Source organism: Curtobacterium sp. BH-2-1-1 (genome assembly GCF_001806325.1).
Lineage (GTDB): Bacteria > Actinomycetota > Actinomycetes > Actinomycetales > Microbacteriaceae > Curtobacterium.
Genome location: NZ_CP017580.1, coordinates 2594065 through 2619008, shown reverse-complemented (window position 1 = coordinate 2619008; position 24944 = coordinate 2594065). Strand labels below are relative to the sequence as shown.

22 protein-coding genes and 1 tRNA gene are annotated in these 24944 nt (G+C 71.6%); 12 read left to right on the top strand and 11 right to left on the bottom strand.

Annotated features, from left to right (window positions below):
* Position 1: 1 nt before the first annotated feature.
* Together BJK06_RS12540 and BJK06_RS12535 are read right to left on the bottom strand one after the other, a co-directional pair.
* The gene (locus tag BJK06_RS12540; RefSeq protein ID WP_083295234.1) at positions 2–865 is read right to left on the bottom strand and encodes an ABC transporter permease subunit; all 864 of its coding nucleotides are present in this window, start codon (positions 863–865) and stop codon (positions 2–4) included.
* Positions 862–1773 (bottom strand): ABC transporter ATP-binding protein, encoded by a 912-nt coding sequence (locus BJK06_RS12535; RefSeq protein ID WP_070418174.1) that lies wholly within the window; start codon positions 1771–1773, stop codon positions 862–864. Before BJK06_RS12535 ends, BJK06_RS12540 begins: the two co-directional genes overlap by 4 nt.
* A gap of 113 nt (positions 1774–1886) precedes the next feature.
* Here BJK06_RS12535 and BJK06_RS12530 point away from each other — a divergent pair, with 113 nt between their 5' ends.
* Entirely contained in the window at positions 1887–2879 is a 993-nt protein-coding gene (locus tag BJK06_RS12530; protein WP_070418173.1) for an alpha/beta hydrolase, read from the top strand.
* A 40-nt stretch (positions 2880–2919) separates the two neighbouring features.
* Complete coding sequence (locus BJK06_RS12525; RefSeq protein WP_070418172.1) at positions 2920–3471, top strand: GNAT family N-acetyltransferase; 552 nt, start codon at positions 2920–2922, stop codon at positions 3469–3471.
* Between the two features lie 42 nt (positions 3472–3513).
* Here BJK06_RS12525 and BJK06_RS12520 read toward each other — a convergent pair whose 3' ends face one another.
* The 3 genes from BJK06_RS12520 to BJK06_RS12510 form a co-directional block, all read right to left on the bottom strand.
* Positions 3514–3885 (bottom strand): VOC family protein, encoded by a 372-nt coding sequence (locus BJK06_RS12520; protein WP_070418171.1) that lies wholly within the window; start codon positions 3883–3885, stop codon positions 3514–3516.
* A gap of 95 nt (positions 3886–3980) precedes the next feature.
* Complete coding sequence (locus BJK06_RS12515) at positions 3981–4676, bottom strand: YafY family protein (RefSeq protein ID WP_070418170.1); 696 nt, start codon at positions 4674–4676, stop codon at positions 3981–3983.
* Between the two features lie 94 nt (positions 4677–4770).
* A complete protein-coding gene (locus tag BJK06_RS12510; protein ID WP_070418169.1) occupies positions 4771–6252 on the bottom strand; it encodes a mannitol dehydrogenase family protein in 1482 nt (493 codons plus the stop codon).
* A 145-nt stretch (positions 6253–6397) separates the two neighbouring features.
* Between BJK06_RS12510 and BJK06_RS12505 the strand changes: the two genes are divergently transcribed.
* From BJK06_RS12505 to BJK06_RS12475, 7 genes are all read left to right on the top strand, one after another.
* A complete protein-coding gene (locus tag BJK06_RS12505; RefSeq protein WP_139219791.1) occupies positions 6398–7036 on the top strand; it encodes a TetR/AcrR family transcriptional regulator in 639 nt (212 codons plus the stop codon).
* A gap of 73 nt (positions 7037–7109) precedes the next feature.
* A complete protein-coding gene (locus BJK06_RS12500) occupies positions 7110–9746 on the top strand; it encodes an MMPL family transporter (protein ID WP_070418167.1) in 2637 nt (878 codons plus the stop codon).
* A 276-nt stretch (positions 9747–10022) separates the two neighbouring features.
* Positions 10023–10466 carry a MarR family winged helix-turn-helix transcriptional regulator gene (locus tag BJK06_RS12495; RefSeq protein ID WP_070418166.1) on the top strand — a complete coding sequence of 148 codons (444 nt, stop codon included), beginning with the start codon at positions 10023–10025 and terminating at the stop codon, positions 10464–10466.
* 63 nt (positions 10467–10529) lie between these two features.
* Positions 10530–10742: a hypothetical protein gene (locus BJK06_RS12490; protein ID WP_175473687.1), complete on the top strand. Its 213-nt coding sequence runs from the start codon at positions 10530–10532 to the stop codon at positions 10740–10742.
* Positions 10743–10794: 52 nt separating this feature from the next.
* Positions 10795–11889, top strand: coding sequence for an alkene reductase (locus tag BJK06_RS12485; protein ID WP_070418164.1), 1095 nt, complete (start codon positions 10795–10797; stop codon positions 11887–11889).
* A 106-nt stretch (positions 11890–11995) separates the two neighbouring features.
* On the top strand, positions 11996–13090 hold the full coding sequence (locus tag BJK06_RS12480; RefSeq protein ID WP_070418163.1) for a hypothetical protein: 1095 nt from the start codon (positions 11996–11998) through the stop codon (positions 13088–13090).
* A gap of 56 nt (positions 13091–13146) precedes the next feature.
* On the top strand, positions 13147–13407 hold the full coding sequence (locus BJK06_RS12475) for a hypothetical protein (protein WP_070418162.1): 261 nt from the start codon (positions 13147–13149) through the stop codon (positions 13405–13407).
* 93 nt (positions 13408–13500) lie between these two features.
* Here BJK06_RS12475 and BJK06_RS12470 read toward each other — a convergent pair.
* The 3 genes from BJK06_RS12470 to BJK06_RS12460 form a co-directional block, all read right to left on the bottom strand.
* Positions 13501–13573 (bottom strand) — tRNA-Arg (locus BJK06_RS12470).
* Positions 13574–13663: 90 nt separating this feature from the next.
* Positions 13664–14449 carry a dienelactone hydrolase family protein gene (locus BJK06_RS12465; RefSeq protein ID WP_070418161.1) on the bottom strand — a complete coding sequence of 262 codons (786 nt, stop codon included), beginning with the start codon at positions 14447–14449 and terminating at the stop codon, positions 13664–13666.
* Positions 14450–14476: 27 nt separating this feature from the next.
* On the bottom strand, positions 14477–15901 hold the full coding sequence (locus tag BJK06_RS12460; protein WP_083295233.1) for a glucose-6-phosphate dehydrogenase: 1425 nt from the start codon (positions 15899–15901) through the stop codon (positions 14477–14479).
* A gap of 82 nt (positions 15902–15983) precedes the next feature.
* Here BJK06_RS12460 and BJK06_RS12455 point away from each other — a divergent pair, with 82 nt between their 5' ends.
* The 3 genes from BJK06_RS12455 (at position 15984) to BJK06_RS12445 (ending at position 20519) form a co-directional block, all read left to right on the top strand.
* A complete protein-coding gene (locus tag BJK06_RS12455) occupies positions 15984–17153 on the top strand; it encodes a Gfo/Idh/MocA family protein (protein ID WP_070418159.1) in 1170 nt (389 codons plus the stop codon).
* The gene (locus BJK06_RS12450) at positions 17150–18073 is read left to right on the top strand and encodes a sugar phosphate isomerase/epimerase (protein ID WP_070418158.1); all 924 of its coding nucleotides are present in this window, start codon (positions 17150–17152) and stop codon (positions 18071–18073) included. Before BJK06_RS12455 ends, BJK06_RS12450 begins: the two co-directional genes overlap by 4 nt.
* Positions 18074–18167: 94 nt before the next feature.
* Entirely contained in the window at positions 18168–20519 is a 2352-nt protein-coding gene (locus BJK06_RS12445; protein WP_070418157.1) for a bifunctional UDP-sugar hydrolase/5'-nucleotidase, read from the top strand.
* 306 nt (positions 20520–20825) lie between these two features.
* Here BJK06_RS12445 and efeB read toward each other — a convergent pair whose 3' ends face one another.
* From efeB to efeU, 3 genes are read right to left on the bottom strand one after another with little or no spacing between them, the layout of a single operon-like run.
* A complete protein-coding gene (efeB, locus tag BJK06_RS12440; RefSeq protein ID WP_070418156.1) occupies positions 20826–22151 on the bottom strand; it encodes an iron uptake transporter deferrochelatase/peroxidase subunit in 1326 nt (441 codons plus the stop codon).
* The gene (gene efeO, locus BJK06_RS12435; protein WP_070418155.1) at positions 22148–23371 is read right to left on the bottom strand and encodes an iron uptake system protein EfeO; all 1224 of its coding nucleotides are present in this window, start codon (positions 23369–23371) and stop codon (positions 22148–22150) included. The genes efeB and efeO overlap by 4 nt, the downstream gene beginning before the upstream one ends.
* The gene (gene efeU, locus BJK06_RS12430) at positions 23358–24944 is read right to left on the bottom strand and encodes an iron uptake transporter permease EfeU (protein WP_070418154.1); all 1587 of its coding nucleotides are present in this window, start codon (positions 24942–24944) and stop codon (positions 23358–23360) included. Before efeU ends, efeO begins: the two co-directional genes overlap by 14 nt.

Genomic DNA, 24944 nt, shown 5'->3' with positions numbered 1-24944 from the left:
GTCACGCGTCCCGCTTCTGCGCCAGGACGAGTGCCGTCACCGACGCCGCGACCACCCAGGCCGCCAGCACCGCGAATCCGCTCCACCCTCCCAAGGCTAGGACGCCGTCGTGCCAGCCCGAGGTGTCCTCGGCGCCGAACTGCATGAGCGGCTGCCCGGCGTTCTGCGGGAGCAGGTTGTTCAGCGTGCCGAGCCAGGTCGCGTTCGTGAACCCCTGCACGAGCTGGACCACCACCGGGGCCACCAGCATGAGCCCGAGCACGGTGGCGATCGCCCCCGCGGTGGAGCGCAGCACGACGCCCACGGCGAAGGCGAGCAGCGCGATGAGGGTCAGGTACACCGACGCACCGAGCAGCGGCATCGCGACGCTGGCGTCGAGCGAGGCCTCGACCCCGTTCGCGTCGGCGATCGGCAGCGTCGTGAACGCCGTCGCCCACACGCTGACGGCGCTCGTGACGAACACGGTCGCGGCGAGCACGATGCCCTTCGCGGCGAGCGCCTCCCACCGCCGGGGCACCGCCGAGAACGTCGACCGGATCATGCCGGTGCCGTACTCGCCGGTCACGACGAGGGCGCCGATGACGGCCACGACCAGGACGGCGATCGTCGCACCGCTGGTGCTGTACTGCACGAGCGCGTTCCGGGCGGCGTCCCCGGTGACGGTGCGGCCCCCGTCGTCCGCCAGCGAGGCGAGCAGGACGCCGATGCCGATCGGCACGAGGACGAGGACGAGCAGGCTCCAGATCGTGGAGCGGAGGGACCGCAGCTTGATCCACTCGGAGTGCAGCACGCCCGAGAACCGGACGCGTGCGGCGTCGTGCTGGTGCAGCGTGCGGGGCCGGTCCGTCGTCATCGTGGCGCTCATCGTGCGACCTCCGACCGGTACTCGACCTCGTCGTGCGTGAGCTCGAGGTACGCCTGCTCGAGGCTCGCCTCGGTGGAGGCCAGCCGGTGCAGGACGATCCCGGACGCAGCGGCCGCCTCGCCGATCTGTTCCGCGCCGAGTCCGCGCACGTGCAGTGCGCCGTCGTCCTCGTACGTCACCGTGACGTCCGGACCGGCGATGGCGGTCATGAGCCGGTCGGGCTCCGGCGTCCGGACGGAGACGGAGCGCTCGGTCGAGGACGCGACGAGGTCGGCGAGGTCCGTGTCGGCGAGGACCCGGCCGCGGCCCATCACGACGATGCGGTCCGCGGTCAGCGCCATCTCGCTCATCAGGTGGCTCGAGATGAAGACCGCACGGCCCTCGGCGGCGAGGCTCCGGGCGAGCTGCCGCACCCACACGACGCCCTCGGGGTCGAGGCCGTTGACCGGCTCGTCGAGGATGAGCGTCTGCGGGTCGCCGAGGAGCGCCGCGGCGATGCCGAGCCGCTGCCCCATGCCGAGGGAGAACCCACCGACTCGCTGCTTCGCGACCCGCTCGAGACCGGTCATGCCGATGACCTCCTCGACCCGGGCCTTCGGGATCCGGTGCGTCGCGGCGAGGGCGCGCAGGTGGTCGTAGGCGCTGCGGCCCTTGTGCACGGCCTTCGCCTCGAGCAGCGCCCCGACGCGGCGGAGCGGGTCGCGGAGCTCGCGGTACGGGCGCCCGTCGACCACGGCGCTGCCCGAGGTCGGGCTGTCGAGGCCCATCACGGCCCGCATGGTCGTGGACTTGCCGGCTCCGTTCGGGCCGAGGAAACCGGTGACCACCCCGGGGCGGACGGTGAACGACACGTCGTCGACGGCGACCTTCTCGCCGTAGCGCTTCGTCAGGTTCTGGATCTCGATCATGCGGCAACGGTACGGAGACCGCACCCGCCCGCACATCGGCACCGGAACCGATCTCCGGGCGCGCTGCGTGGTACCCCGGTACCACGCGGAGGGGCTCCGGATACGCTCGACGGATGGCGGACCACGGGTGGCGCGAGGACGTCCTCGGAGCGCCGTTCGAGCGCCTCGAGCTCCCGCTCGGCGAGGACCACGAGGGACCGGTGGTGGCGACGCTCGTCCGACGACGCCGATCCGCTGCGGACCTCCTGCTGCACGCACGCGGTCCGCTGCACGGCGTCGACGTGCTGTACGTGCACGGCTGGTCGGACTACTTCTTCCAGGTCGAGCTCGCGGAGCGCGTCGAGCGGCTCGGTGCCCGGTTCCACGCCCTCGACCTGCGCAAGTACGGGCGGAGCCTGCGACCGCGGCAGACCCCGGGGAACGTCGACGACCTCGCCACCTACGACGAGGACATCGCCGCCGCGCTCGACGCCATCGCCGCGGAGCACCACGGTGAGACCGGTCGTCGGCTCGTGCCGATGGGCCACTCGACCGGCGGTCTGACCCTGTCGCTGTGGGCGGCCCGGCACGCCGACCGGGTCGACGGTCTCATCTTGAACAGCCCGTGGCTCGAGTTCCAGGCGAGCGCGGTCGGCCGTGCGATCGTGGCGCCGGTCATCAAGCTCGGCGCCCGTCGGAACCCGCTCGCGCCGATGCCCGCCGTCGACCCGGGCTTCTACACCCGCACGGTGTCCGCCGCGGGCGAGGGCTCGTGGACGTACGACCAGCAGTGGCGACCCGACCGGGGCTTCCCCCTGCACCCGAACTGGCTCGCCGCGGTGTTCGACGGCCAGGCCACGGTCGAGGCGGGACTCGACCTCGAGGTGCCCGTGCTCGTCCTCCTCAGCGACAAGAGCATGCTGCAACCCCGGTGGGACGACGGGATGGCGCGGGCGGACGTCGCGCTCAACGTGGACGTCGTCGCGCACCGCGCCCTGTCCCTCGGCAGCGAAGTCACGGTCCGACGCCTGCACGGCGCGGTGCACGACGTCGTGCTCTCCGCCCCCGAGGTCCGCGAGCGCGCCTACGACGCGATCGGCCGCTGGGCCGCCTCGCTCCCCCGCTGAACACGACGCCGCTGAGCACGACGCCGCTACCCTGATCGCCATGTCCTCCGTCTCACTCGTCCGGCTCGACCCGACCGGCGCCGACCGCGCCGACCTGATCGCGTTCCTCACCGGCGAGGAGTTCCCGTTCCACGTCCGGCGCACCATCCCCCGCGCCGACGCCGAGGCCGCCGTCGACGCCGGTGCCTACCGCGACGACGAGCACGACACCTCTTGGTTGGAGCACGCCGAGCTCGGCCGCGTCGGGATCGTCCGGCTCGAGGACCTGGCCGACCCCGTCCCGCTCTTCGACCTCCGGATCGCCGGCCGGTTCCGCGGGCAGGGCCTCGGCGTCCCGGCACTCCGCGCGACGACCGACCACGTGTTCCGCACCCTGCCCGAGGTCACGCGCTTCGAGGGGCAGACGCGCGAGGACAACGTCGCGATGCGGCGCGTGTTCGTCCGCGCCGGCTGGGTGAAGGAGGCGCACTACCGCGAGGGCTGGCCTGTCGAGGGCGGACGCCCCGTCGCCTCGGTCGGCTACGGCGTGCTCCGCCGCGACTGGGAGACGGGCACGACCACGCCGGTGCCGTGGGACGACGACGAGCGCTGACCGTGGCGGGTCGCGATCCCCGGGATCGGCGAACCGGAACGGTCACGCAGGACGGCTGAACAGGTTCACCAGCGTGCCGTCCGGGTCCCGGAGGATCGCGGACCGGTTGCCCCACGGCATCGTCGTCGGCGGCAGCACCACGTCGGCGGGACCCACCTGCAGGCGGTCGAACGTCGCGTCCACGTCCGCCACGAGGAACTCGACGATCGCGCTGCCCGCCGCACCCGCCCGGGGCGCGTCGACGCCGAGCACCGCGACCGTCGCCGGCGTCCCGAGCGCGAGCACGAGGCCGCCGGTCACGATCTCCGCGAAGACCGGAGCCGGACGTCGGGCGGTGGTGTCGGTGACGCGCTCGTAGAACGCCACCATCCCGTCCAGGTCGTCGGTGATGATGCGGATCGATGCGAACTCCACGGTGTGCCTTCCCGGGTGACCACCGTGGCCACCCGGGGTCGAGCATCCTCGCCGTCCGCGACACCGTCCTGTCGGCGTTTCCGCGGATCGGTCCGTCAGTCCCCGAGGACGGGTCGGAGCACCCCGTGCGGGATGTCGAGCTCCTCGGTCCGGACGACCCGCGGCGGCGCGACCTCGTCCGTCTCCTCGACGGCAAGCACCCGGTCGCCGCGGAACGCCCGGACCCCGTCGCGCAGTCGGCACCAGGCGACGAGGTACCAGTCCTCGCCCTTGCCGACGTACCCGAGCGGCTCGACCGTGCGGTCGGTCTCGGTGCCGGTCGCGTCCCGGTACCGCATCCGCACCACGCGTCCGCCGGTGAGCGCCCCCGCGAGTGCGACGGGTCCCGGAGTCCGGTCCCCCGCCTCGAGCAGGAGCACCCGTGCCGCGAGTCGGGCCGTCCGTCGGGCGTCGTCCTCGGCGAGGACCGCGGTGACCTTGCGCGCTGCGCTCCTGGCGGCGTCGCGGAAGGGGCTCGCACCGAGGGTCCCGAGGCCGATCGCCACGGCGAGCGCCTCGTCCACCGTGAGCCCGAGGGGCGGGAGCGTCGCGCGGGCGTCGATGGTGTACCCGCCGGTGCGTCCGGGCTCGGACCAGATCGGGAGGCCGGCCTCCTGCAGCGCGCGCAGGTCCCGTTCGACGGTGCGGACGCTCACCCCGAAGTGTTCGGCCAGGCGACGAGCGCTCCGCAGGGCGGGTGCCGCCGCGCGCAGCTCCTCGACGAGCGCGTACAGGCGGTCGGTCCGGTTCACGACGCGACCCTAGCGCCCTGGACGCACCACGGGACGGGCCAGGAGGCGCGGTGCGGACTGGCACCGCGCCTCCTGGACCGTCTCCGGTCGCGTCTCAGGAACGCGACAGGCGCGTCACCGTCGCGTGGGCACCGTCCGCGATCAGCCCGTCGAGGGCGTCGCGGTAGGCCGTGACGAACCGGTCGTCGTCCACGAGGTCCCCGAAGACCTGGCGGTTCCGGATGAAGGCGAGCCGGTCGTCCCGCTGCGTGAGCGCGATGCGGTGCAACGGCTCTGCCAGCCGGTCGACGATCTGGATCGGCTCGCCGGACTCGTCGGTGCCCTCGTCGTAGCGTGCCCACGATGCCACGATGCCCGCGGACAGGGTGACGGGTCGGTCGGCGGCGAGGTTCTCGCGCACCACCGCCAGCAGCCACTTCGGGATGCGGTCGCTCGACTCGGCGCAGAGCCGGGCGAGGGTGTCGCGGACCTCGGGGTTCTGGAAGCGCTCGATGAGGGTGGACTTGTAGTCCTCGAGGTCGATGCCGGGCACCGGGTGCAGGGTCGGCGTGCCCTCCTCGTCCATGTACCGGCGCAGGAAGGTCGCGATCGCCGGGTCCTGCGTGGCCTCGTGCGCGTAGCGGTACCCGGACAGGTACCCGAAGTAGCACAGGCCCTGGTGGCTCGCGTTCAACAGCCGCAACTTCATGAGCTCGTACGGCTCGACGTCGTCGACGATCTGGACGTCGGCCTGCTCGTACGGCGGGCGGCCCGCGGGGTGGTCGTCCTCGAGCACCCACTGGAAGAACGGTTCGGCGACGACCGGCCAGGCGTCCTCGATGCCGAGCTCGTCCCGGACCCAGGCGCGGTCCTCGTCGGCGGTGACCGGGGTGATGCGGTCGACCATCGAGTTCGGGAACGAGACGTGCTCGTCCATCCAGTCGGCGAACGCCGGGTCCTGCAGCCGGGCGTAGGCGGTGAACATCTCGCGGGCGACGTGCCCGTTCCCCTGGATGTTGTCGCAGGACATCACGGTGAAGGGCTCCAGCCCACGGTCCCGCCGGCGCCGCAGGGCCTCGACGACGAGTCCGAACACGGTGTGCGGCGGGCCGTCGCCGCGCAGGTCGGCCGCGACGCCCGGCTCGTCGGCGACGAACTCGCCGGTGACGTGGTCGAAGTTGTAGCCACCCTCGGTGATGGTCAGGCTGACGATCCGGGTGTCCGGGTGCGCCATCTTCTCGACGACGGCGTCGGGGTCGTCGACGGCGAGCAGGTAGTCGACGATGCTGCCGATGACACGGGACTCGCGGGTGCCGTCGGGGTGCTTGAGCACGAGCGTGTACAGCCCGCCCTGCTCGGCCATCGCCGTGGCCATCCGACGGTCCTGCTCGAGCACGCCGACGCCGCAGATGCCGTACTCGCGGGCCTCGCCCTGCTGGAGCAGCCGGTCGATCACCATCGCCTGGTGCGCCCGGTGGAAGCCGCCGACGCCGAAGTGCACGATGCCGGCGGTGATCCCGTCGCGGTCGTAGCTCGGGACGGCGACACCGCTCGCGGCGATCTCGTCGAGGTGCTGCGGGGACAGACGGACGGGCATCGGGTACTCCTTCGTACGGCGGACGTGCTCGCCCAGTCAACCACGTGCACATCTGTTCAGAACCACGGTTCCTGCCGGGGTACGTACCTGAAGATGCTCTCCACGTCGTTGCACCGAGTGCATCGATGCACCTAGTGTCGTGGCCGTGACCCTGTCGATCGACCGCCGTGCTGCCCTCAAGGCGAAGCACCGTGCGGCGATCCTGCAGGCCGCCCGCGACCTCGTCGAGGAGCGCGGGGGCCGTGGGTTCAGCGTCGAGGACCTCGCCTCACGGGCCGACATCGCCCGCCGGACCGTGTTCAACCACTTCGGGTCCCTCGACGAGGTCCTGCTGGCCGTCTGCGAGCAGGAGCTCTCGGTCATCATCGACCGCTTCCTCGCCGACATGGCGAAGACCCCGGTCGGCGACGGTAGCCGGTCGTCGATGTTCGACGAGCTCGAGTCCGCCGCCCGCGGTGCCGACCTGGCGCCCGCGATCGCCGGGATGTACCGGATCCTCGGCGACCCCGGCAAGGACGACCCCAAGGCCGCGGTGCTCACCCAGACCGCCTTCGCACGGGTCACCGAACGACTCCGCGACGAGGTCGCCCGACGCCACCCGGCCGCCGACGCCCTCGACGCCGCACTCCTCGTCGAGTCCCTGATGAGCGGGATCGTCGTGATCGCCGAGCACTGGCTCACGACGACCGGGCCCCGCCTCGACCAGGACGCGCTCGACGACTGGGACGCCCTGCTCGCACGACTCGTGCACAGCGTCCGCAGCGGCTACATGGCCGACGACTGACACTTCCCTCCCAGGGGTCCACCGGCGCACCCCGCTCCACAGCAGCTGACAACGAAAGGATCGGGGCAACCGCATGGCCGGTCTCCTCTACCGTCTCGGACGGTTCTCCGCACGACGCCACTGGCTCGTGATCATCGCGTGGGTGGTGATCATGGGCATCGCGGGTGTCACGTACTCGCTCTTCGCCGGCACCATCTCGTCGTCGATCACGATCCCGAACACCAAGACGAGCCAGGTGCAGGACGAGCTCGCCGACAAGTTCCCGTCCGCGAACGGCGGCACCGGCACGATCGTCTTCGAGACGACGAACGGCAAGGCCTTCAGCGACGCCCAGAAGTCCGACGTCGCCGACTTCCTGCAGAAGGTCGAGAAGCTCGACGGCGTCAAGGGCGCCACGAGCGGGTTCGAGACCCAGCAGCAGCTCGACGACCAGCGGCAGAAGATCGTCGACGGCCGCGAGCAGATCACCGACGGTCGTGCGCAGATCGAGAGCGGCCAGAAGGAGCTCGACGCGCAGAAGTCGCAGCTGGCGTCCGGCAAGGAGCAGATCGCCAGCGCGCAGGCCCAGCTGAACGCACAGAAGGCCCAGGCCGAGGCAGCGGGAGGTGCCGCGGCGGCGGCCGCCCAGACTCAGCTCGCCCAGGCACAGGCACAGATCGACGCGCAGCAGCAGCAGATCACCTCGGGCGAGCAGCAGATCGAGGCCGCACAGCAGAAGATCGACGACAACACGAAGAAGCTCGACGACAGCGAGCAGGAGCTCGAGCAGGGCTCCAAGCTGCTGGACCTGTCGAAGGACATCCGCTTCGTGTCGTCGAACGGCATCGCCGTCATCGGCACCGTGCAGTTCACGAAGTCGACCTACGAGGTCCCGGCCGACACGAAGACCCAGATCGCGGACGACGCCGAGGCGGCCGACATCAGCGGCGTCGACGTGTACGTCTCGAACGACATCGCCCAGGGCGTCCCGTCGATCCTCGGCCCCGGTGAGATCGGCGGCGTGATCATCGCCGCGATCGTGCTGTTCCTCATGCTCCGCACGATCATCGGCGCCGCCGTCCCGCTCGTCTCCGCCGTGCTCGGCGTCGGCGTCGCGTCCCTCGCGGCCCTGTCGTTCTCGAGCCTCGTCGAGTTCATCTCGGTCACGCCGGTGCTGGGGGTGATGCTGGGCCTGGCGGTCGGCATCGACTACTCGCTCTTCATCCTCAACCGACACCGGACCCAGCTGAAGCAGGGCATGGGCGTGCACGAGTCCATCGGGCTCGCGAACGGGACCTCCGGCAACGCCGTGGTCTTCGCCGGCGCGACCGTCATCGTCGCGCTGCTCGCCCTGAACATCACGGGCATCCCGTTCCTCGGTCTGATGGGCACGGTCGGTGCCGTCGCCGTGTTCTTCGCGATCCTCATCGCGACGTCCTTCACCCCGGCGCTGCTGTCGCTCATCGGCATGCGGATCCTCCGGAAGAAGGAGCGCGCGAAGATCGGCAACACCGACTCGACCCGCGTCCCGAACAAGCCGATGTCGACCTGGCGCGCGGTCATCACGCTCGTCGCCGGCGTCGCGGTGCTCGGCACCATCGCCCTGCCCGCCACGCAGATGCGCCTCGGCCTGCCGACGGGTGCGTCCGAGTCCGTGGAGTCCAGCCAGTACAAGGCGTACAAGGCCCTCGACGACGAGTTCGGTGCCGGCCAGAACGGGCCGCTCCTCGTGGTCGCCACCCTGCCGGACTCGGTCAGCGAGGACGACGTCACCGCGACCGAGGTCACCATCGGTGAAGCGATCGCGAAGAACGACGACGTGAAGGCCGTCCTGCCGATCGGCGCATCGAAGGACCGCGACATCATCGCGTTCCAGGTGAAGCCCGCCGGTGGCCCGGACAGCGTCTCGACCGAGACCCTCGTGAAGGACCTCCGCGAGCAGACCGTCTCCACCGACGACGGGAAGGTCACGCTCGGGGTCGCCGGCAACGCGTCCGCCAACATCGACGTGTCCGAGAAGCTCTCGAACGTGCTGCCCCTCTACCTCGTGGTGGTCGTCGGCCTGTCGCTGATCATCCTCATCATCGTGTTCCGGTCGTTCCTCGTGCCGATCACCGCGACGGCCGGCTTCATCCTGTCCGTCCTGGCGTCGTTCGGTGGCCTGACCGCGATCTACCAGTGGGGCTGGCTCGGCAGCGTCTTCGGGGTGCACGACCCCGCACCGATCCTGAGCTTCCTGCCCATCATCGAGATCGGCATCTTGTTCGGGCTCGCGATGGACTACCAGCTCTTCCTGGTGTCGGGCATGCGCGAGGCGTACGCCCACGGAGCCTCGGCGAAGGTCGCGGTCCAGCGAGGCCTGCACGCCGGTCGCGCAGTGGTCACGGCGGCCGCGATCATCATGATCTCGGTGTTCGCGGGTTTCATCTTCTCGGACTCCTCCACCATCAAGCCGATCGGCTTCGGCCTGGCGTTCGGTGTGCTGGTCGACGCGTTCGTCGTCCGGATGCTGCTCATCCCGGCCGCGATGCACCTGCTCGGCGAGAGCGCGTGGTGGTTCCCGAAGTGGCTCGACCGGATCGTGCCGGACGTCGACGTCGAGGGCGCCAAGCTCGAGCGGTCGCACCCGGCCGGTGGGCACGAGAGCACCCACACCGGGTCGCACGCGCTCCCCGTGGAGCCGGACGCGAACGCGCACGAGTCGGGGCACCCGCCGGCGCACCGCGCGTAGGCACGACGCGACCACCCAGGAGGCGCGGGTCGACCCACACGGGTCGGCCCGCGCCTCCCGTGCGTGCGTCTCGCACCGTGGATTCGACACTCCGCCGGTCGATCGACACGCGTGTTGTCGCATTGTGCCCGCGCATCCTCTGCGTGCGCATGTTCCGACACTCCGCCCGTCGATCGACTCGCGGGTTGTCGCAATCCCGCGCCCGCAACCACTCGACCGAGCACCGCGCGCGCAGACCCCGCCCGCTCGTTCGTACACGAACGGTAGGGTGGGCGGATGACCGAGACCGACGTCGACCCGCTCGCCCTCGACCGACAGCTCTGCTTCGCGCTCGCGGCGACGAGCCGGAGCGTCATCGGGCTCTACCGCGACCTGCTCGAGCCCATGGGCCTGACGCACCCGCAGTACCTGGTCATGCTGGCCCTCTGGGAGCAGGACCCTCGCTCCGTCCGCGAGATCGCCCGCGAACTCCGGCTCGACTCGGCCACCCTCAGCCCGCTGCTCAAGCGTCTCGAGGCCTCCGGCTACGTCCGCCGCACCCGGAGCACCACGGACGAACGCCAGCTCGAGGTCTCCCTCACCGTCGCCGGGCGCTCCCTGCGCGAACAGGCCCGGGCGGTCCCGCTCGCCGTCGCCGACCGCCTCGGCTGGCCACTGGAACGCCTCGAAGCACTGAAGGACGAGCTCACCGAACTGCTCGAACGCGTCGACACCGTGTGATCGGCCGTGTGCTGCGAAGCCGTTCGTGGCACAATGGTTCGTGTACGAACGAAAGGACGGACCGTGGGTCGCTTCGGACAGTGGTACGAACGGTGGAACAGCACGCTCATCGCCAAGATGGGCCCGTCGCAGATCGGCGCCGGCCACCCCGAGGGCATCGACGACCGCACGATCGACCGCGGCTGCCCGATCTGCGGCCAGCCCCTCTCCCAGCACCAGGTGATCCGCCCCGAGGGGCAGGTGCGCTCCTCGACGCTCGTGTGCCCCCGAGCCTGACGATCCGCCCCGACCGGGAATTGCACCCGGCAACACGTCGTTCCACCCGGACGTGAAGCTCTTCGAACCCGCCGACTTCGGCGCACTCCCCCTGTCGAACCGCATCGTGATGGCGCCCCTCACCCGCACGCGCGCCGGTGAGCACGGCATCCCGAACGACCTGCTCGTCGAGCACTACGCCCAGCGCGCCGGCCTCGGGCTCATCGTCACCGAGGGCACCTGGCCCGTGCAGGAAGGCCGCTCCTACCCCGGGCAGCCCGGCATCGAGACCGACGAGCAGATCGCCGGGTGGCGCCGCGTCGCCGACGCCGTGCACGCCGAGGGCGGTCGCATCGTGATGCAGCTCATGCACGGTGGCCGGGTGTCCCACACCGCCATCTCCGGCACGCCGCGCATCGTCGCCCCGTCCGCGATCGCTGCTCCCGGGCAGACACACCTCCCCGACGGCTCGAAGGCGGACATGCCCGTCCCCCACGCGCTGACCACCGACGAGGTGCGAGAGGCCGTCCAGGGCTTCGTCCGCGCCGCCCGCAACGCGATCGCCGCCGGACTCGACGGCGTCGAGGTGCACGGCGCGAACGGCTACCTCGTGCACGAGTTCATGTCGGCAGCGTCGAACACGCGCACCGACGAGTACGGCGGGTCGCCCGAGAACCGCGCCCGCTTCGCGATCGAGGTCACCACGGCCGTCGCCGAGGCCATCGGCGCCGACCGCACCGGCATCCGTCTCTCCCCCGAGCACGGCATCCAGGGTGTCCTCGAGAGCGACCCGGCGGACGTCCACGCGGTCTACACCGCCGTCGCCGAGGGCCTCGCGCCGCTGGGCCTCGCCTTCGTCGACATCCTGCACGCCGAGCCGACCGGCGACCTCGTGCAGCACATCCGCCGGACCGCGGGTGCCCCGTTCATCGCCAACTCCGGCTTCAGCGCGCTGACCACCCGTGACGAGGCCATCGCCCTCGTCACGCAGGGCCACGCGGACGCCGTGGGCGTCGGTCGTGCGGCGATCGCGAACCCGGACCTCGCGTACCGCTGGGAGCAGGACACCGAGCTGAACGAGCCGCGCCCGGAGCTGTTCTACGGCAACGGCGCCGAGGGCTACACCGACTACCCGACGCTGACCGAGGTGCGCGCGCAGGTCGCGTAGTCGACGCGACCGGGTCACGGACGGGAGGCGCGGTGCCAGCTGGCACCGCGCCTCCCGTCAGTCTGCCCACCCGGTAGGGTCGTGAGGTCACGAACCGGGGGGAACCGTGCAGGCACTGCGCACACCGATCGACACCACCGCCCTCACCGAGCCGGTCCGACGCCGCGACGCGCGACGGACCTGGAAGGCCCTCGTCGCCGAACACCCCGAGGCGCGCGACCTGGTCGGACTCGTCCGACGGATCGTGCTCGGCGCCGGAGCACTCTGCCTGCCGATCGGCCTGCTCGCGTTCACCCTCGTCATCACCGCCACCGTCGCCGAGGGCGGCGAGGACGTGGCGACCGCCGTCCTCGTGCAGAGCGTGATCGGCGCCTTCCTCGGCCTGGCCGGGGTCCTCTGCACCTGGGCGTGGATCCGGGTGCGGCGCCGACGCCCGCGGAAGCGGGTGCACCACCGCCTCGCCCGGTTCGCGGCAGCCAACGGCATGACGTACAGCCCGGGGCCGACCGGCACCCGTCGTGACGCGCCGCTCCGTCGACGCGGCGCGCTGAACTGCTACCGGGTGCTCCGGACCCCCGAGCCCCGAGGCCTGGAGTTCGCGAACCACGAGCTCGTCCGGTCGACAATGACGAACACCTCGCCGGCGTTCGGCGGGTACTGCGCGATGCGTCTGCCGGTGGCGTTGCCGAACATCCTGCTGCGGTCCGAGGAGGGCCCTCGACGCCCGCTGCACACCTCGTCGGTCGTTCGTGGCTCGCAGGTGCTGTCGTTGGAGGGCGACTTCGACCGGTACTTCCGTCTGTACTGCCCCGCCGGGTACGAACGCGACGCGCTGTACCTGTTCACGCCGGACGTGATGGCGCGGCTCGTCGACCACCTGCGGGGGCTCGACGTCGAGATCGTGGACGACTGGATGTACCTGATCAGCGCCCGTGACCTGATCACGGACCGGCCCGAGCGGTGGGAGGCCCTCGCGGCGGCGGTCGACGCCCTCGACGACCGGGTCGAGCGCTGGGCGCGGTGGCGGGACGAGCGCTCCGAGGCAGCTGTCTCCGCCGATGACGGCCCGGTCGTGCGGGTGCGGGAGGTCGCGAAGCCCGGGCGGCGGCTCCGGACGACCTGGGGTGCCGGGACGGTGCTCATCGTCGGGACGGTGACGCTCGGGTTCGTCGCGCTGATCGTGGCGATCAACCTGTCCTGACCGGGCTGCTCGGCGTCCGCGGCGTTCCTGTGCAGACGCTCCGGTACGGTGGTCCCGTGGACAACGGGTGGCGCGACGGTCTCTTGGTCGTGTGGATCGTCTCCCTGCTGGCGGCGATCGGGCTCTGGGTCTCGGCGATCGTCATCTTCGGCAAGGGACCGGACTCGGTCGAGCTCGTGCCGCTCGCGGCGTCGCTCGCCGGCGCTGCTGCCGTGGTGAGCTTCTGGTGGTTCGTGTCGCTGCTCCTGTGGCTCGCGGTGAGCGCGGTGGTGCGGGAGCACGAGAAGGACCGGCAGCAGGCGGCGCGCCTGCGCTGACGCGGCTCCGGCCCGGGCCACGCCAGGCCAGGCCAGGAACGACGAAGGCCCCGTCGCGGTGCGACGGGGCCTTCGATCGGTTCGGTGGTGCAGTGCGCTCGAAGGGACTCGAACCCCCAACCTTCTGATCCGTAGTCAGATGCTCTATCCATTGAGCTACGAGCGCGTGGCCTTGCGGCCGTGGAAGACTCTACAACAGCTGCGGCCCCGAACGCCAATCGAGGCCGCCCCGAGCCCGCCATCGGCGTGTCGGCCCTCAGAGCGCGGCGAGCTCCTCGTCGAAGACCTCGGCGAGGAACACCTCGAGTGCCCGCCACGACCGACGGTCCGCACGCGCCTGGTACTGCGCACCGTGGTCCGGTGCGTCCGTCCCGGGCACTGCGAAGGCGTGCATCGCACCGGCGTAGCTCACGAGCTGCCAGTCGACCTCGGGCGCGGCCCGCATCTCGTCCTCCCACGCGACGACGCTCTCGTCGGGGACGACCGGGTCCGATGCGCCGGTGAGCACCAGCAGCTTCGCGCGGATCGCGGCCGCGTCGGAGGGGTCGTGCGTGAGCAGCCCGCCGTGGAACGAGACCGCGCCGACGAGGTCGGCCCCGGTGCGCGCGAGTTCGAGCGCGGCGGATCCGCCGAAGCAGTAGCCCATCACGACGACCCGGGCGGGGTCGACGTCGGGGTCCCCGAGCAGGCGGTCGAGGCCGGCGCGGACGCGGGCCCGCATGAGCGGGAGGTCCTGGTAGAACGACCCGGCGACCTGGGCGGCGGTGTCGTCGCCCGGCCGGACGCCCTCGCCGTAGACGTCGGCGCCGAAGGCCACGTACCCGAGGCGGGCGAGCATCGTGACGCGCGCCTCGACGTGCCCGTTGACGCCGTGCCAGTCGTGGACGACGAGCACGGCCGGGCGACGACCGGCGATCGCCGCGTCCTTCGCCAGCACGCCGAGCAGCGGGGTGCCCTCGTGGTCGTAGCGGACGGGATCGACGCGCACGTCGGCTCCGGCGGGTTCGGGAACGGTCTGCAGGACGTCGTCGATCGTGGTCACGCGTCGGAACCTACGCCGCGCGGTCCGTCAGCAGTCGATGTTGTCCCAGGAACCGGGTCCCTCGGAGCCTGCCGGGTACTCGTCGAGCGGGGCCTTCCCGCTGCGCCAGGCCTGCAGGAACGGCTCGACGACCTTCCAGCCCTGCACGGCGCTGTCCCCGCGGACGGACAGGGTGGCGTCGCCCTCGAGCACCCCGGCGAGCACCTCGCCGTAGGCACTGAGGCGTCCGGGGTTGAACGTCACGTCGAGGCTCGTGTGGTCGATCGTGTACGGGTCGCCGGCGCCGTTGACGTTGAGCTCGAGCTGCATCTCGTCCGGTGCGATCCAGATCCGGAGCCGGTCGGGCAGTTCCGCACCGTGCAGGCCGACCGGCACGTGCGGCGAGTCCTTGAAGGTGATCACGATCTCGCGGCGCTGTTCGGCGAGGGCCTTGCCGGACCGCAGCGTGAAGGGCACCCCGGCCCAGCGCCAGTTCGCGATCTCGAGGGTGAGCTGCGCGAGCGTCTCGGTCCCGAGGGACGGGTCCACGCCGTCCTCGTCGGCGTACGACGGCAGCGAGCGGTCGCCGATCGTGCCCGCGGTGTACCGGGCGCGCTTGCCCGCCGCGACGACGTCGCCACCCCACGGCCGGACGGCACGGAGCACGAGCTCCTTCTGGGTGCGCAGGTCGTCCGCGTCGATCGACGCCGGCGCCTCCATCGCGACCACGGCCATCACCTGGAGCAGGTGGCTCTGGATCATGTCGACGAGCGCACCCGCCTTGTCGTAGTAGCGCGCACGCCCCTCGAGTCCGAGCGTCTCGTCGTAGACGATGTCGACGCGGGCGACGTGCGCGGACGACAGCAGCGGCTCGATGATGCGGTTCGCGAAGCGGAGGCCGAGCAGGTTCAGCACGGTGGACCGGCCGAGGAAGTGGTCGACCCGGTGGATGCGCTCCTCGGGGAGGAACGAGTGCAGCACGTCGTTGAGGTGCTCGGCACTCTCGGCGTCGGTGCCGAACGGCTTCTCCAGCGCCAGGCGCGTCCCGGACGGCAGGTCCAGGTCCTTGAGCACCTCGCAGCTCTTCTCGGTGACGGCGGGCGGCAGGGCGAAGTAGATCGCGGGGTCGTACCGGCAGTCGCCGAGCAGGGTCCGGAGGTCGTCGGCGTCGGTGACGTCGGCCTTGCGGTAGCTCGAGGCGTCGATGACACCCAGGAGCCGCTTGCTGAGGCGCTCACCGCCGTCGGCAGCCCCCTCGTCCTCCTCGTTCTTCGACGCCTGCGCGTTCTCGAAGGACTCGCGGACCTGCGCCTTCCAGTCGGCGTCCGAGATGTCCTCCACGCCGGCTCCGACGAGCTGGACGTCCCAGTCGTCCTTCACCTCGAGGAGGGTGGCCAGGCCCGGCAGCAGGAGCCGCTTGGACAGGTCGCCGCTGGCACCGAGGATGAGCAGGGAGGTCTGGAGGCTCGACATGCCCCAGAACGTACTCATGCGTTCCGGCGTGTGGCCGGGAGACGTCGGTACGGTGGGGTCCAGTCCGGCGCGAGGGAGCACCATGAGCAGTGGGTACGGAGGGCGACGCCTGCGCGTCGCCGTGGTCGGGACCGGCATGATCGCCGGTGTGCACGCGCGGGCCGCCCGCGCGGCCGGGGCCGAGGTCCTCGGGGTGCTCGGCCGGAGTCCGTCCCGTTCCGAGCAGGTCGCCGCCCAGCTCGACCTCCCCCGCGGGTACGCCTCGCTCGACGAAGTGATCGCGGACGCTCCCGACGTCGTGCACGTCTGCACGCCGAACGACCAGCACCACCCGCAGGCCCTCGCGGTCATCCGCGCCGGGATCAACGTCGTGTGCGAGAAGCCGCTCGCCATCGACGCCACCGAGGCCGACGAGCTGGTCGAGGCCGCACGGCTGGCCGGCGTCGTGGCCACCGTGCCGTTCGTGTACCGGTACCACCCGATCATCCGGGAGATCCGCGGACGCATCGCCGACGGCGACCTGGGGCGCGTGCTCGCCGTCCACGGCCACTACCTGCAGGACTGGATGCTCGACGAGGACGCCTCGTCGTGGCGGGTCGACGCGGGCTCCGGCGGCCTCTCGCGGGCGTTCGCCGACATCGGCTCGCACTGGTGCGACCTGGTCGAGTTCGTCACGGGCGAGCGCTTCGCCTCGGTCTCGGCCGCGACCGACATCGTCTACCCGACGCGTCCGGCGGCGTCCGGCCCGTCGTTCTCCGGCTCCCCCGACCCCGACCCGGTGGCCGACGCCTCGCAGCGCGCCGAGGTCACCACCGAGGACACCGCGGTCGCGACCTTCCGGACCGGCACCGGTCGCATCGGCAACGTGGTCATCTCGCAGGTGGCCTCCGGGCGGAAGAACCGGCTGTGGTTCGAGGTCGACGGCACCCGCGGGTCCGCCGCCTTCGACCAGGAGCAGCCCGAGTCGGCGTGGTTCGGGAACGAACGCGGCGCGCAGATCGTCGTCCGCGACCCGTCGCTCGGCGTGCCGGACCAGCGGCGCCTGGCCGTGGTGCCGTCGGGGCACCCGCAGGGCTACCTCGACGCGTTCGCCGCGTTCGTCGCCGACACCTACGACGCGGTCCGGAGCGGACCCGACCAGGACGGGTGGCCCGAAGGTCTGCCGACGTTCGCGGACGGCGCCCGGTCGGCCCACATCATCGACGCCGTGGTCGGCAGCGCAGCCGACGGCACGTGGGGAGAGATCCGGTGAAGCTCGGGATGCTGACGGCCTGCCTGCCCGGGTGGTCGCTCGACCGCATCGCCGCGTTCGCCCAGCAGCAGGGGTACGAGCGCCTCGAGGTCGGCGTCTGGCCCGGCACCGGCGGGCGTGACTTCGAGGCCGCGCACCTGCCCGTGGCCACCTTCACGGACGACGACGCCCAGGCCACGCGGGAGCTGCTGGACCGCACCGGGCTCGAGATCTCGGCCTTCGCCTACTACGAGAACAACCTGCACCAGGACCTCGACCGCCGGGCCGAGGTCAAGGAGCACCTGTTCCACGCGATCGACGCCGCCCAGGTGCTCGGGGTGCCGTACGTCGGCACGTTCATCGGCCGCGACAACAGCAGGTCGGTGCGCGAGAACATGCGCCTGGGTGACCAGGTGCTGCCGGAGCTCGTCGACCACGCCGGCGAACGCGGCGTGCGCCTGATCATCGAGAACTGCGTGATGGAGGGCTGGCACCCGGACGGGTACCCGGGCAACCTCGCCTACTCCCCCGAGCTCTGGGACTGGGTCACCGGGCTCGGCTTCGGCTTGAACTGGGACCCCTCGCACCTGACCTGGATCGGCATCGACCCCGTCGAGACGATCCTGCCGTTCGCCGAGCACATCGTGCACGCGCAGGCGAAGGACGTCGAGCTCTTCCCGCGCAAGCGCGACGAGTACGGGTTCTTCGGCAAGGTCGACAAGGGCGACGACCCGTGGGACATGGGCTGGTGGCGCTTCCGGGTCCCCGGTCGCGGGGTCGTGGACTGGCCGCACGTGGTCGACCGGCTGTACGAGGCCGGCTTCGACGGCACCCTGAGCGTCGAGCACGAGGACCCGCTGTGGGGCGGGACCGACGAGAAGGTCCTCGAAGGGCTCCGGATCGCCCACCGCACGCTGCGGCCCCTCATCGCCGTCGAGTGAGGCGTGCGTGCCCGTGTTGCGTGTGTGAACAACTCGTGACGTGTTGCGGCACACCCTGGCGCGTCGGCTGTACGACTTCATAGGTTCTTGGGCGATGAACGCTCACACCTCCCCGCGCCGACGACGGCGCCTCGTCGGCGGCGCAGCACTCGCCACCGCCGGCGTGCTCGTCGCCCTGTCCGTCCCGTCCGCTGCGATCGCCGCCGACGGGGACACCACGATCGACCTCTACGACGTCAACGACTTCCACGGCCGCATCGCACAGTCGATCTCGCAGACCGACGGCAAGCCGACCCCGCGCGACGGCGACGCCGCCGGTGCCGCGACCCTGGCGGGTGCGCTCGAGCAGCTCCGCGGGCCGGACCTGACGACGTCCGCGTTCGTCAGCTCCGGCGACAACATCGGCGGATCGACGTTCGAGTCCTTCATCCAGGACGACCAGCCGACGATCGACGTCCTGAACCAGATGGACCTCTCCGTCAGTGCCATCGGGAACCACGAGCTCGACAAGGGCCAGGACGACCTGCGCGACCGCGTCATCGGACCCCAGGGCGACCGGAACGCGCAGTGGGACTACGTCTCGGCGAACATCCTCGACACCGCGACGGGTGAGCCCGCGTTCGACCCGTACGCGATCGAGGAGATCAGCGGCAAGCGCGTCGGGTTCATCGGCGCCACGGTCGACCTCGTCGGACAGGGCCTTGTGAGCCCGGCCGGCATCGAGGGCCTCGAGATGGGCGACATCACGACCGAGGTGAACAAGGTCGCAGCGGACCTCACCGACGGCGTCGAGGGCAACGGCGAGGCCGACGTCCTCGTCCTGCTCGTGCACGACGGTGCCGAGTCCGCTGCTGCGACGGACCTCGACGGCGACTCCGACTTCGCCCGTGCCGTCCGCGACGTGGACCCCCGTGTCTCGGCGATCCTCTCCGCGCACACCCACCAGACGTACGTGCACCAGGCGAAGGTCGGCGACGGTCCGGCCACCCGCCCGGTGATCCAGACCGGCTCGTACGGCTTCAACCTCGGACACGTGCAGCTCACCGTCGCGGCGGACGGCACCGTCACGTCGACCGTCGCGGAGAACATCCGGCTCGTCGACGGGACATTCACGCCCGACGCCGACGTGCAGGCCACCGTCGACGACGCGGTTGCCGAGGCTGAGGTCCTCGGTGCGGTCGAGCTCGGCACGGTCGACCGCGACCTGGGCCGTGCGAAGCAGCGCAACGGTTCCGAGAACCGCGGCGGCGAGTCCACGCTGGGGAACTTCGTCGCCGAGGTGCAGCGCGCCGCGACGACCCGCCAGGGCTCGCAGATCGCGTTCATGAACCCCGGCGGGCTCCGGGCCGACATCGCGTCGGGCACGGTCACCTACAAGGAGGCCGCGGTCGTCCAGCCCTTCGCCAACACGCTCGTCGTCCTCGACCTGACCGGCGCGCAGATCCGGCAGGCGCTCGAACAGCAGTGGCAGCCCTCCGGCTCGAGCCGGCCGTTCCTCAAGCTCGGCGCCTCGGACGGCTTCGGGTACACCTACGACCCGGGTGCCCCGGCCGGCTCGCGCATCACCACGATGACCCTCGACGGAACGGCGATCGACGCGGACACGATCTACAAGGTCACCGTCAACTCGTTCCTCGCGGGCGGCGGCGACAACTTCGCGGCGTTCAAGCAGGCGGCGGCGAAGCAGGACAGCGGGAAGGTCGACCTCGAGGCGCAGGTCGAGTACTTCCGCGCGGACCCCACGGTGACGGTCGCCCACGACCAGCGCTCCACCGGCATCCGCACGACGGCGACCCCGGACGGCGGCTTCCAGCCCGGTGACCGGGTCACCATCGAGCTCTCCTCGCTGACGTTCAGCAACGAACCCGACCAGGGCGGCGCGGTCACGGTCAGCGCCGGTGGGAAGGAACTCGACCGCGCGACGATCGACACGACGATCGTCGACACGACGGACGAGCAGGGTCAGGCGACGCTGTCGTTCCTCGTCCCCGGCGCGTCCACGGACCCCGCGACCGCACTCGGCCGGGCAGCCGGTACGACGACCCTCGCGGCAGCCGTGGCCCCGGCCGCCACGACCGACGAGCCCCTGGTCGTCACGCTGCCGAACGGGCAGACGATCACGCTCGCGGTGACGATCCCCGTCGCCGCGGCCGTGGACCCGACCGACCCCGCTGACCCCACGGACCCGACCGACCCCGGCACGCCTGGCACCCCCGGCGCCGGCGGCGGTGACGGTGACGACGGTGCGGTCGGTGTCGACACCGACGGTGACGGCGTCGTCGACGGCACGGTCCCGGCGAACGCCGGCGGAGCGCTCGCGTACACCGGTGCCGACATCGCGGCCCCGGCCGTCGCAGCCGGCCTCCTGCTCCTCGCGGGCCTCGTGGCGCTGGTGCTCGCGCGTCGGAAGCGCGCCGAGCGCGAGGCGACGGACCTGACGGACTGACGCCGCGCCTCCAGGCAGGAGAAACGGGCCGTCCCACCCAGGTGGGACGGCCCGTTCTCGTGGGTCCAGGAGGCGCGGTGCCGGTCCGCAGCGTCGGCGCCCGTCCGCGGGTGGGCCGCGACGCTTGTCCCATCACGGTACTTCCCTGCTGTACCGGCGATCGGCGGGGTACGCTCAGCCCTGTCGCATCGCGACGCGTCGCGCTGGGTCGCCTCTCATCCCGGACGGTGGTTCCGCCCGGGGGACTCCGCGACGCGGGTGCTCTCCGTCTCCAGGGAAACGACGGAGGGCACCCATCTCACTTCCTCAGCGGAAGAGCTGCTCGCCGATGTACGAGCCCTTGCGCGGCGCCGGCGGGACGGCGAACACGCCGCTCCCGATGTGCGAGACGTACTCGTTGAGCCGGTCGGAGGCGCCGAGCTTCCGCTGGAGCGTCGTGAAGTGCTCCGGGTCGTTCATGTACGCCGCGAAGAGCAGCCCCGCGTCGAGCTGACCGTACTGGTTGAGCCCGTCGGTGTAGTTGTACGGGCGCCGCAGGATCTTCACACCACCGTTCGCCTCGTGGGCCGCGAGCGCGATGTGCGACGTCGGGTCGATCTTCGTCGTGCCGTCCGACGCCGTCGCGTGGAAGTCGGGCGTGGTGTGCTCCGAGCCGCCGGAGAGCGGTGCGCCCTCGATCTTCGTGCGACCGAACACCCGCTGCTGGTCGCTGACGACGTCCGCGTCCCAGATCTCGATGTTCATCCGGATCTTCCGCACCACCTGGTACGTGCCGCCGCGCATCCAGCCGGCCCCGGACCCCGGTTCGTCGACCCAGACGAAGCGGTCGTAGTCCTCGTCGGTGGTGATGTTCCGGGTGCCGTCCTTGAACCCCATGAGGTTGCGGGGCGTGGACTGGTCGGGCCCGGCCGAGGCGCGACCGAAGCCGAGCACCGTCCACCGCACGGTCGCGGTGCCGCGGGCCATCCGGGCGAGGTCGCGGACCGCGTGGTACGCCACCTGCGGGTCGTCCGCACACGCTTGCAGGGACAGGTCTCCCCCGGTGAGGGCACGGTCGAGGTTGTCGCTCGGCAGCGTCGGGATCGCGGCGAGGTGCGCCGGCTTCTTCGACGCGAGACCGAAGCGTTCGTCGAAGAGCCCCGGGCCGAGGCCGACGGTGACCGTCAGGGACGCGGGACCGAGGTCGAGCGCCTCCCCCGTGTCCGCACCGACGCCGTCGCCGTGGGCGGGTTCGACGCTGCCGACGGTCTTCCCGGCCTGCAGCTGCGCGATCGACGCCGACCAGCGGGCGAGGAGCACCTGCAGGTCGGTCCGGACCGTCGAGGACATGTCGAACGTCATGAACACGCAGTAGCGCTGCGGAGCGGTCTGCACCCCGCCCTGCGGCTGCCGCGCGGCCGTCGCGTAGAACGGGTGGCTCCGCGAGAGGTCGATCGACTCGTCGCCGTTCGTCGCCGCGGTGAACGGGTTCACCCCGGTCGCGGCCGTGGCACCGGCGACCCCGGCGGCGGCGCCGAGGCCGGCTCCGGCCGCAGCGACACCGGCGGTCACGCCGGCGCCGAGGAGCCCGCGGCGGGAGAGGGGCGCGGGGCCCGTCCCGTCGCGGGCCGGCTCGTCGTGCGGGGTCGTCACGCGGTGGCGACCTTCTCGGCGAGGCGGGACAGCGGGTCCTGCAGCGCCTGGACCTGCTGCGAGATCGTGTTCGCGTCCGAGGCCTTGGTCGCGGCGTCCCACGTGTCGAAGCCGCCGAGGTCGTCGGCGTTGCGGTAGCCGTCCATGAGCGTGTTCGTGCGGTCGAACTGCGTCGCGATCTGCTTCGTCAGCGTCGGGTCGAGCTTCGTCAGGCCCGGCTTGAGGTACGCGAAGGCCTGGCGGGCGCCCTCCACGTTCGCGGCGAGGTCGACGAGGTCGATGTGGCTGTACGCCTCCTCCTCGCCGGTGATCTTGTTCGACTGGACCTCCTCGAGCAGGCCCGCGGCACCGTTGGCGAGGTCCTCGGGCTTGTAGTCGAGGGTCGGCACGAGCTTCGCGAGCAGCTGCACGTTCTCGGTCAGGTCCGCGGCGGTCTGCTCGGTCGACGCGGTGATCGCCCCCGCCTCGAACAGGTCCTTCTCGACCGCGTGGAACCCGCTCCAGCCGACGGCCGGGTCGAGGTTCGAGGCGCGCATGTCGATGAGGTAGTCGAGGTTGCCGGCGTTGTCGGTGGCCTTGAAGCCCTTCTTCACGAAGCCGTCGACGTCGCTCTCGACGTGCTCGTAGAACGGGCGGGCGTTCGCGTAGTCGGTCTTCGCGGCGGCGAGGTCACCCGCGTCGACGTCCTTCTGCAGCTGCTCGACCGCGGCGACCATGTCGGTGACCTGGCCGTCAACGTACTCGGCGTAGCCCTTCGCGCCCTCGTCGAGGAGGGTCGCGGCGCTACTGTTCGCCGTCGAGGTCACCTTGCCGGTGACGGTGAAGTCGGTGAGCTCCTGGTCGGCGCCGGGGCAGTACACCTGGTACTTGCCGCCGGTGAGCGTGGCGGTGAACGTGACAGCGGCCAGCCCGGGCGCGAGGTTCTCCTTCTCGCCGAGGATGCGCTGGTCCTGCAGCAGCTCGACCTCGGTGATCGCGGTCGACGACTCGTTCTTCACCGTGAACGTGACCGGACCGGCGGGGACCTTCGTGGTCGACACGGCGCACTTGTCGGAGCCGTCGTTCGTCAGTGTGACCGAGACGCGGGAGACCTTGCCGGAGCTGCTCGCGGTGTCACCCGCCGACGTGGACGAGTTCGCGCAGCCGGTCAGGGCGAGGGCGGTGACGACGCCGAGGGCGCCGAGGATGGTCAGGGGGCGGGCAGTCCTACCGAACGGCATACTCAGGGCTCCTCGTGGGGTCGTCCGCGGGTGGGCCGCGTGACGGGTCGGTTTCGGGGGTGGTGGTCGTGGGCTCCGGCCGCCGACGGCGGTCGCGGAGGGCGAGCAACGCCTGGGCAGCGGCGGCGACGCCCAGGGCGATCGGCAGCCAGGCCTTCCAGAGCAGCAGCTCGGCGGAGCGGGTGTCCGCGGCCGCCACCGCGGTGGCGGCCTGCTGGACGCGGGCGTCCGGCACGGACCAGACGGTGCGGTCCAGGGTCGTGGTGCGAGCGGACGGGAGGCCCCCACCGCTCAGCGTGAGCACGGTGCGTTCCGTGCGGCTCGCGTCCAGGACGCCACCCCGGACGGTCCAGAGGCTGACGGTGTCGCGGACGGCCCAGCGCGCCGAGAACGGCCCGGGGTTCGTGCTCGGTGAGATGCCGACGGGGACGCGACCGAACAGGTCGACGAGGTCGTCGAGCGTCAGGCTCGACGGCCGCTGCGCGGCCGACCCGTCCTCGGTCCGCCGCCAGCGGTCGGCGGTCACGCCCGCGCGGGTGACGCTCCGGTGGGTCGACGCCGGGAAGGCGAACCGCGCCTCCTGGCCCGTGCCGCTGGTGCGCATGCTCGCGGTCGTCCCGTCGACGGACGCGGTGACGGAGCCGCCGCCGGTCACGGCGGTCGTGGGCGGGAGGTCGACGCCTCCGGTCGGGACCGCGATCGCCAGGGTCGCAGCGGCGACGGCGAGGACACCGGCGATGCCGAGTCGCACGGCGGGGACCCGTCCGCGGGACGGACGCCAGGCACGCGGCCAGAGGGAGATCGCGAGGACGGGGACGACGTAGAGCACCCAGCCGAGCACCTCGATGACCCGGGGGTCCGGCGGGATGCCGAGGACGCCGGTGACGAGGGCACCCTGCACGGATCCGTTCGGCGCGAGCCAGCTGAGGTCGACCGTGCGCTGCTGCCCGATCACGATCCAGCCGGCCTCGTGCGCGCGGCGGAGCACGGTCAGCACGAGGCCGCCGGCGACGAACACGAGGAAGATCCCCGTGCCGGTGAAGAACTTCGACAGGTTCAGCCGGACGCCGCCGGTGTAGATGCCGTACCCGACGACCACGGCGCCCGCGATGCCGATGACCGCACCGAGCGCCGCGAGCCCGGTGTCCGACGACGCCTGGAACGTGGCGAGCAGGAAGACCGCGGTCTCGAAGCCCTCCTTGAGGACGGCGAGGAAGGCCATGCCGGCGAGTGCCCAGGCGGTGCCGCGGCCGAGGGCCTCGCTCGCGCTCGCCTCGAGCTCGGTCGTGAGCGTCCGCGCGTGGGTGCGCATCCAGACGATCATGCCCGTCACGAACACGACGGCGACGATGCCGATGACCGCCTCCATGCCCTCCTGCTGGGCCTGCGGGAGCGCCTGCTCGACGACCTGCAGCCCGAAGCCCACGGCGATGCTGAGCACCACGGCGACCCCGACGCCGAACCACATGGGGGCGAGGGGGACGCGGTTGCGACGGAGGAACGCGGCGATGATGCCGACGATGAGCGTCGCTTCGAGGCCTTCACGGAGGCCGATGACGAGGGTGGCGAGCAT

Excerpts from the sequence above, each read along its gene's own strand:
- BJK06_RS12540 (WP_083295234.1), bottom strand. The coding sequence starts at position 865 with ATGAGCGCCACGATGACGACGGACCGGCCCCGCACGCTGCACCAGCAC.
- efeU (WP_070418154.1), bottom strand. The coding sequence starts at position 24,944 with ATGCTCGCCACCCTCGTCATCGGCCTCCGTGAAGGCCTCGAAGCGACG.
- BJK06_RS12530 (WP_070418173.1), top strand. The coding sequence starts at position 1,887 with ATGGCGGACCACGGGTGGCGCGAGGACGTCCTCGGAGCGCCGTTCGAG.
- BJK06_RS12525 (WP_070418172.1), top strand. The coding sequence starts at position 2,920 with ATGTCCTCCGTCTCACTCGTCCGGCTCGACCCGACCGGCGCCGACCGC.
- BJK06_RS12455 (WP_070418159.1), top strand. The coding sequence starts at position 15,984 with ATGAGCAGTGGGTACGGAGGGCGACGCCTGCGCGTCGCCGTGGTCGGG.
- BJK06_RS12500 (WP_070418167.1), top strand. The coding sequence starts at position 7,110 with ATGGCCGGTCTCCTCTACCGTCTCGGACGGTTCTCCGCACGACGCCAC.
- BJK06_RS12460 (WP_083295233.1), bottom strand. The coding sequence starts at position 15,901 with ATGTCGAGCCTCCAGACCTCCCTGCTCATCCTCGGTGCCAGCGGCGAC.
- BJK06_RS12535 (WP_070418174.1), bottom strand. The coding sequence starts at position 1,773 with ATGATCGAGATCCAGAACCTGACGAAGCGCTACGGCGAGAAGGTCGCC.
- BJK06_RS12445 (WP_070418157.1), top strand. The coding sequence starts at position 18,168 with ATGAACGCTCACACCTCCCCGCGCCGACGACGGCGCCTCGTCGGCGGC.
- efeO (WP_070418155.1), bottom strand. The coding sequence starts at position 23,371 with ATGCCGTTCGGTAGGACTGCCCGCCCCCTGACCATCCTCGGCGCCCTC.
- BJK06_RS12495 (WP_070418166.1), top strand. The coding sequence starts at position 10,023 with ATGACCGAGACCGACGTCGACCCGCTCGCCCTCGACCGACAGCTCTGC.
- BJK06_RS12510 (WP_070418169.1), bottom strand. The coding sequence starts at position 6,252 with ATGCCCGTCCGTCTGTCCCCGCAGCACCTCGACGAGATCGCCGCGAGC.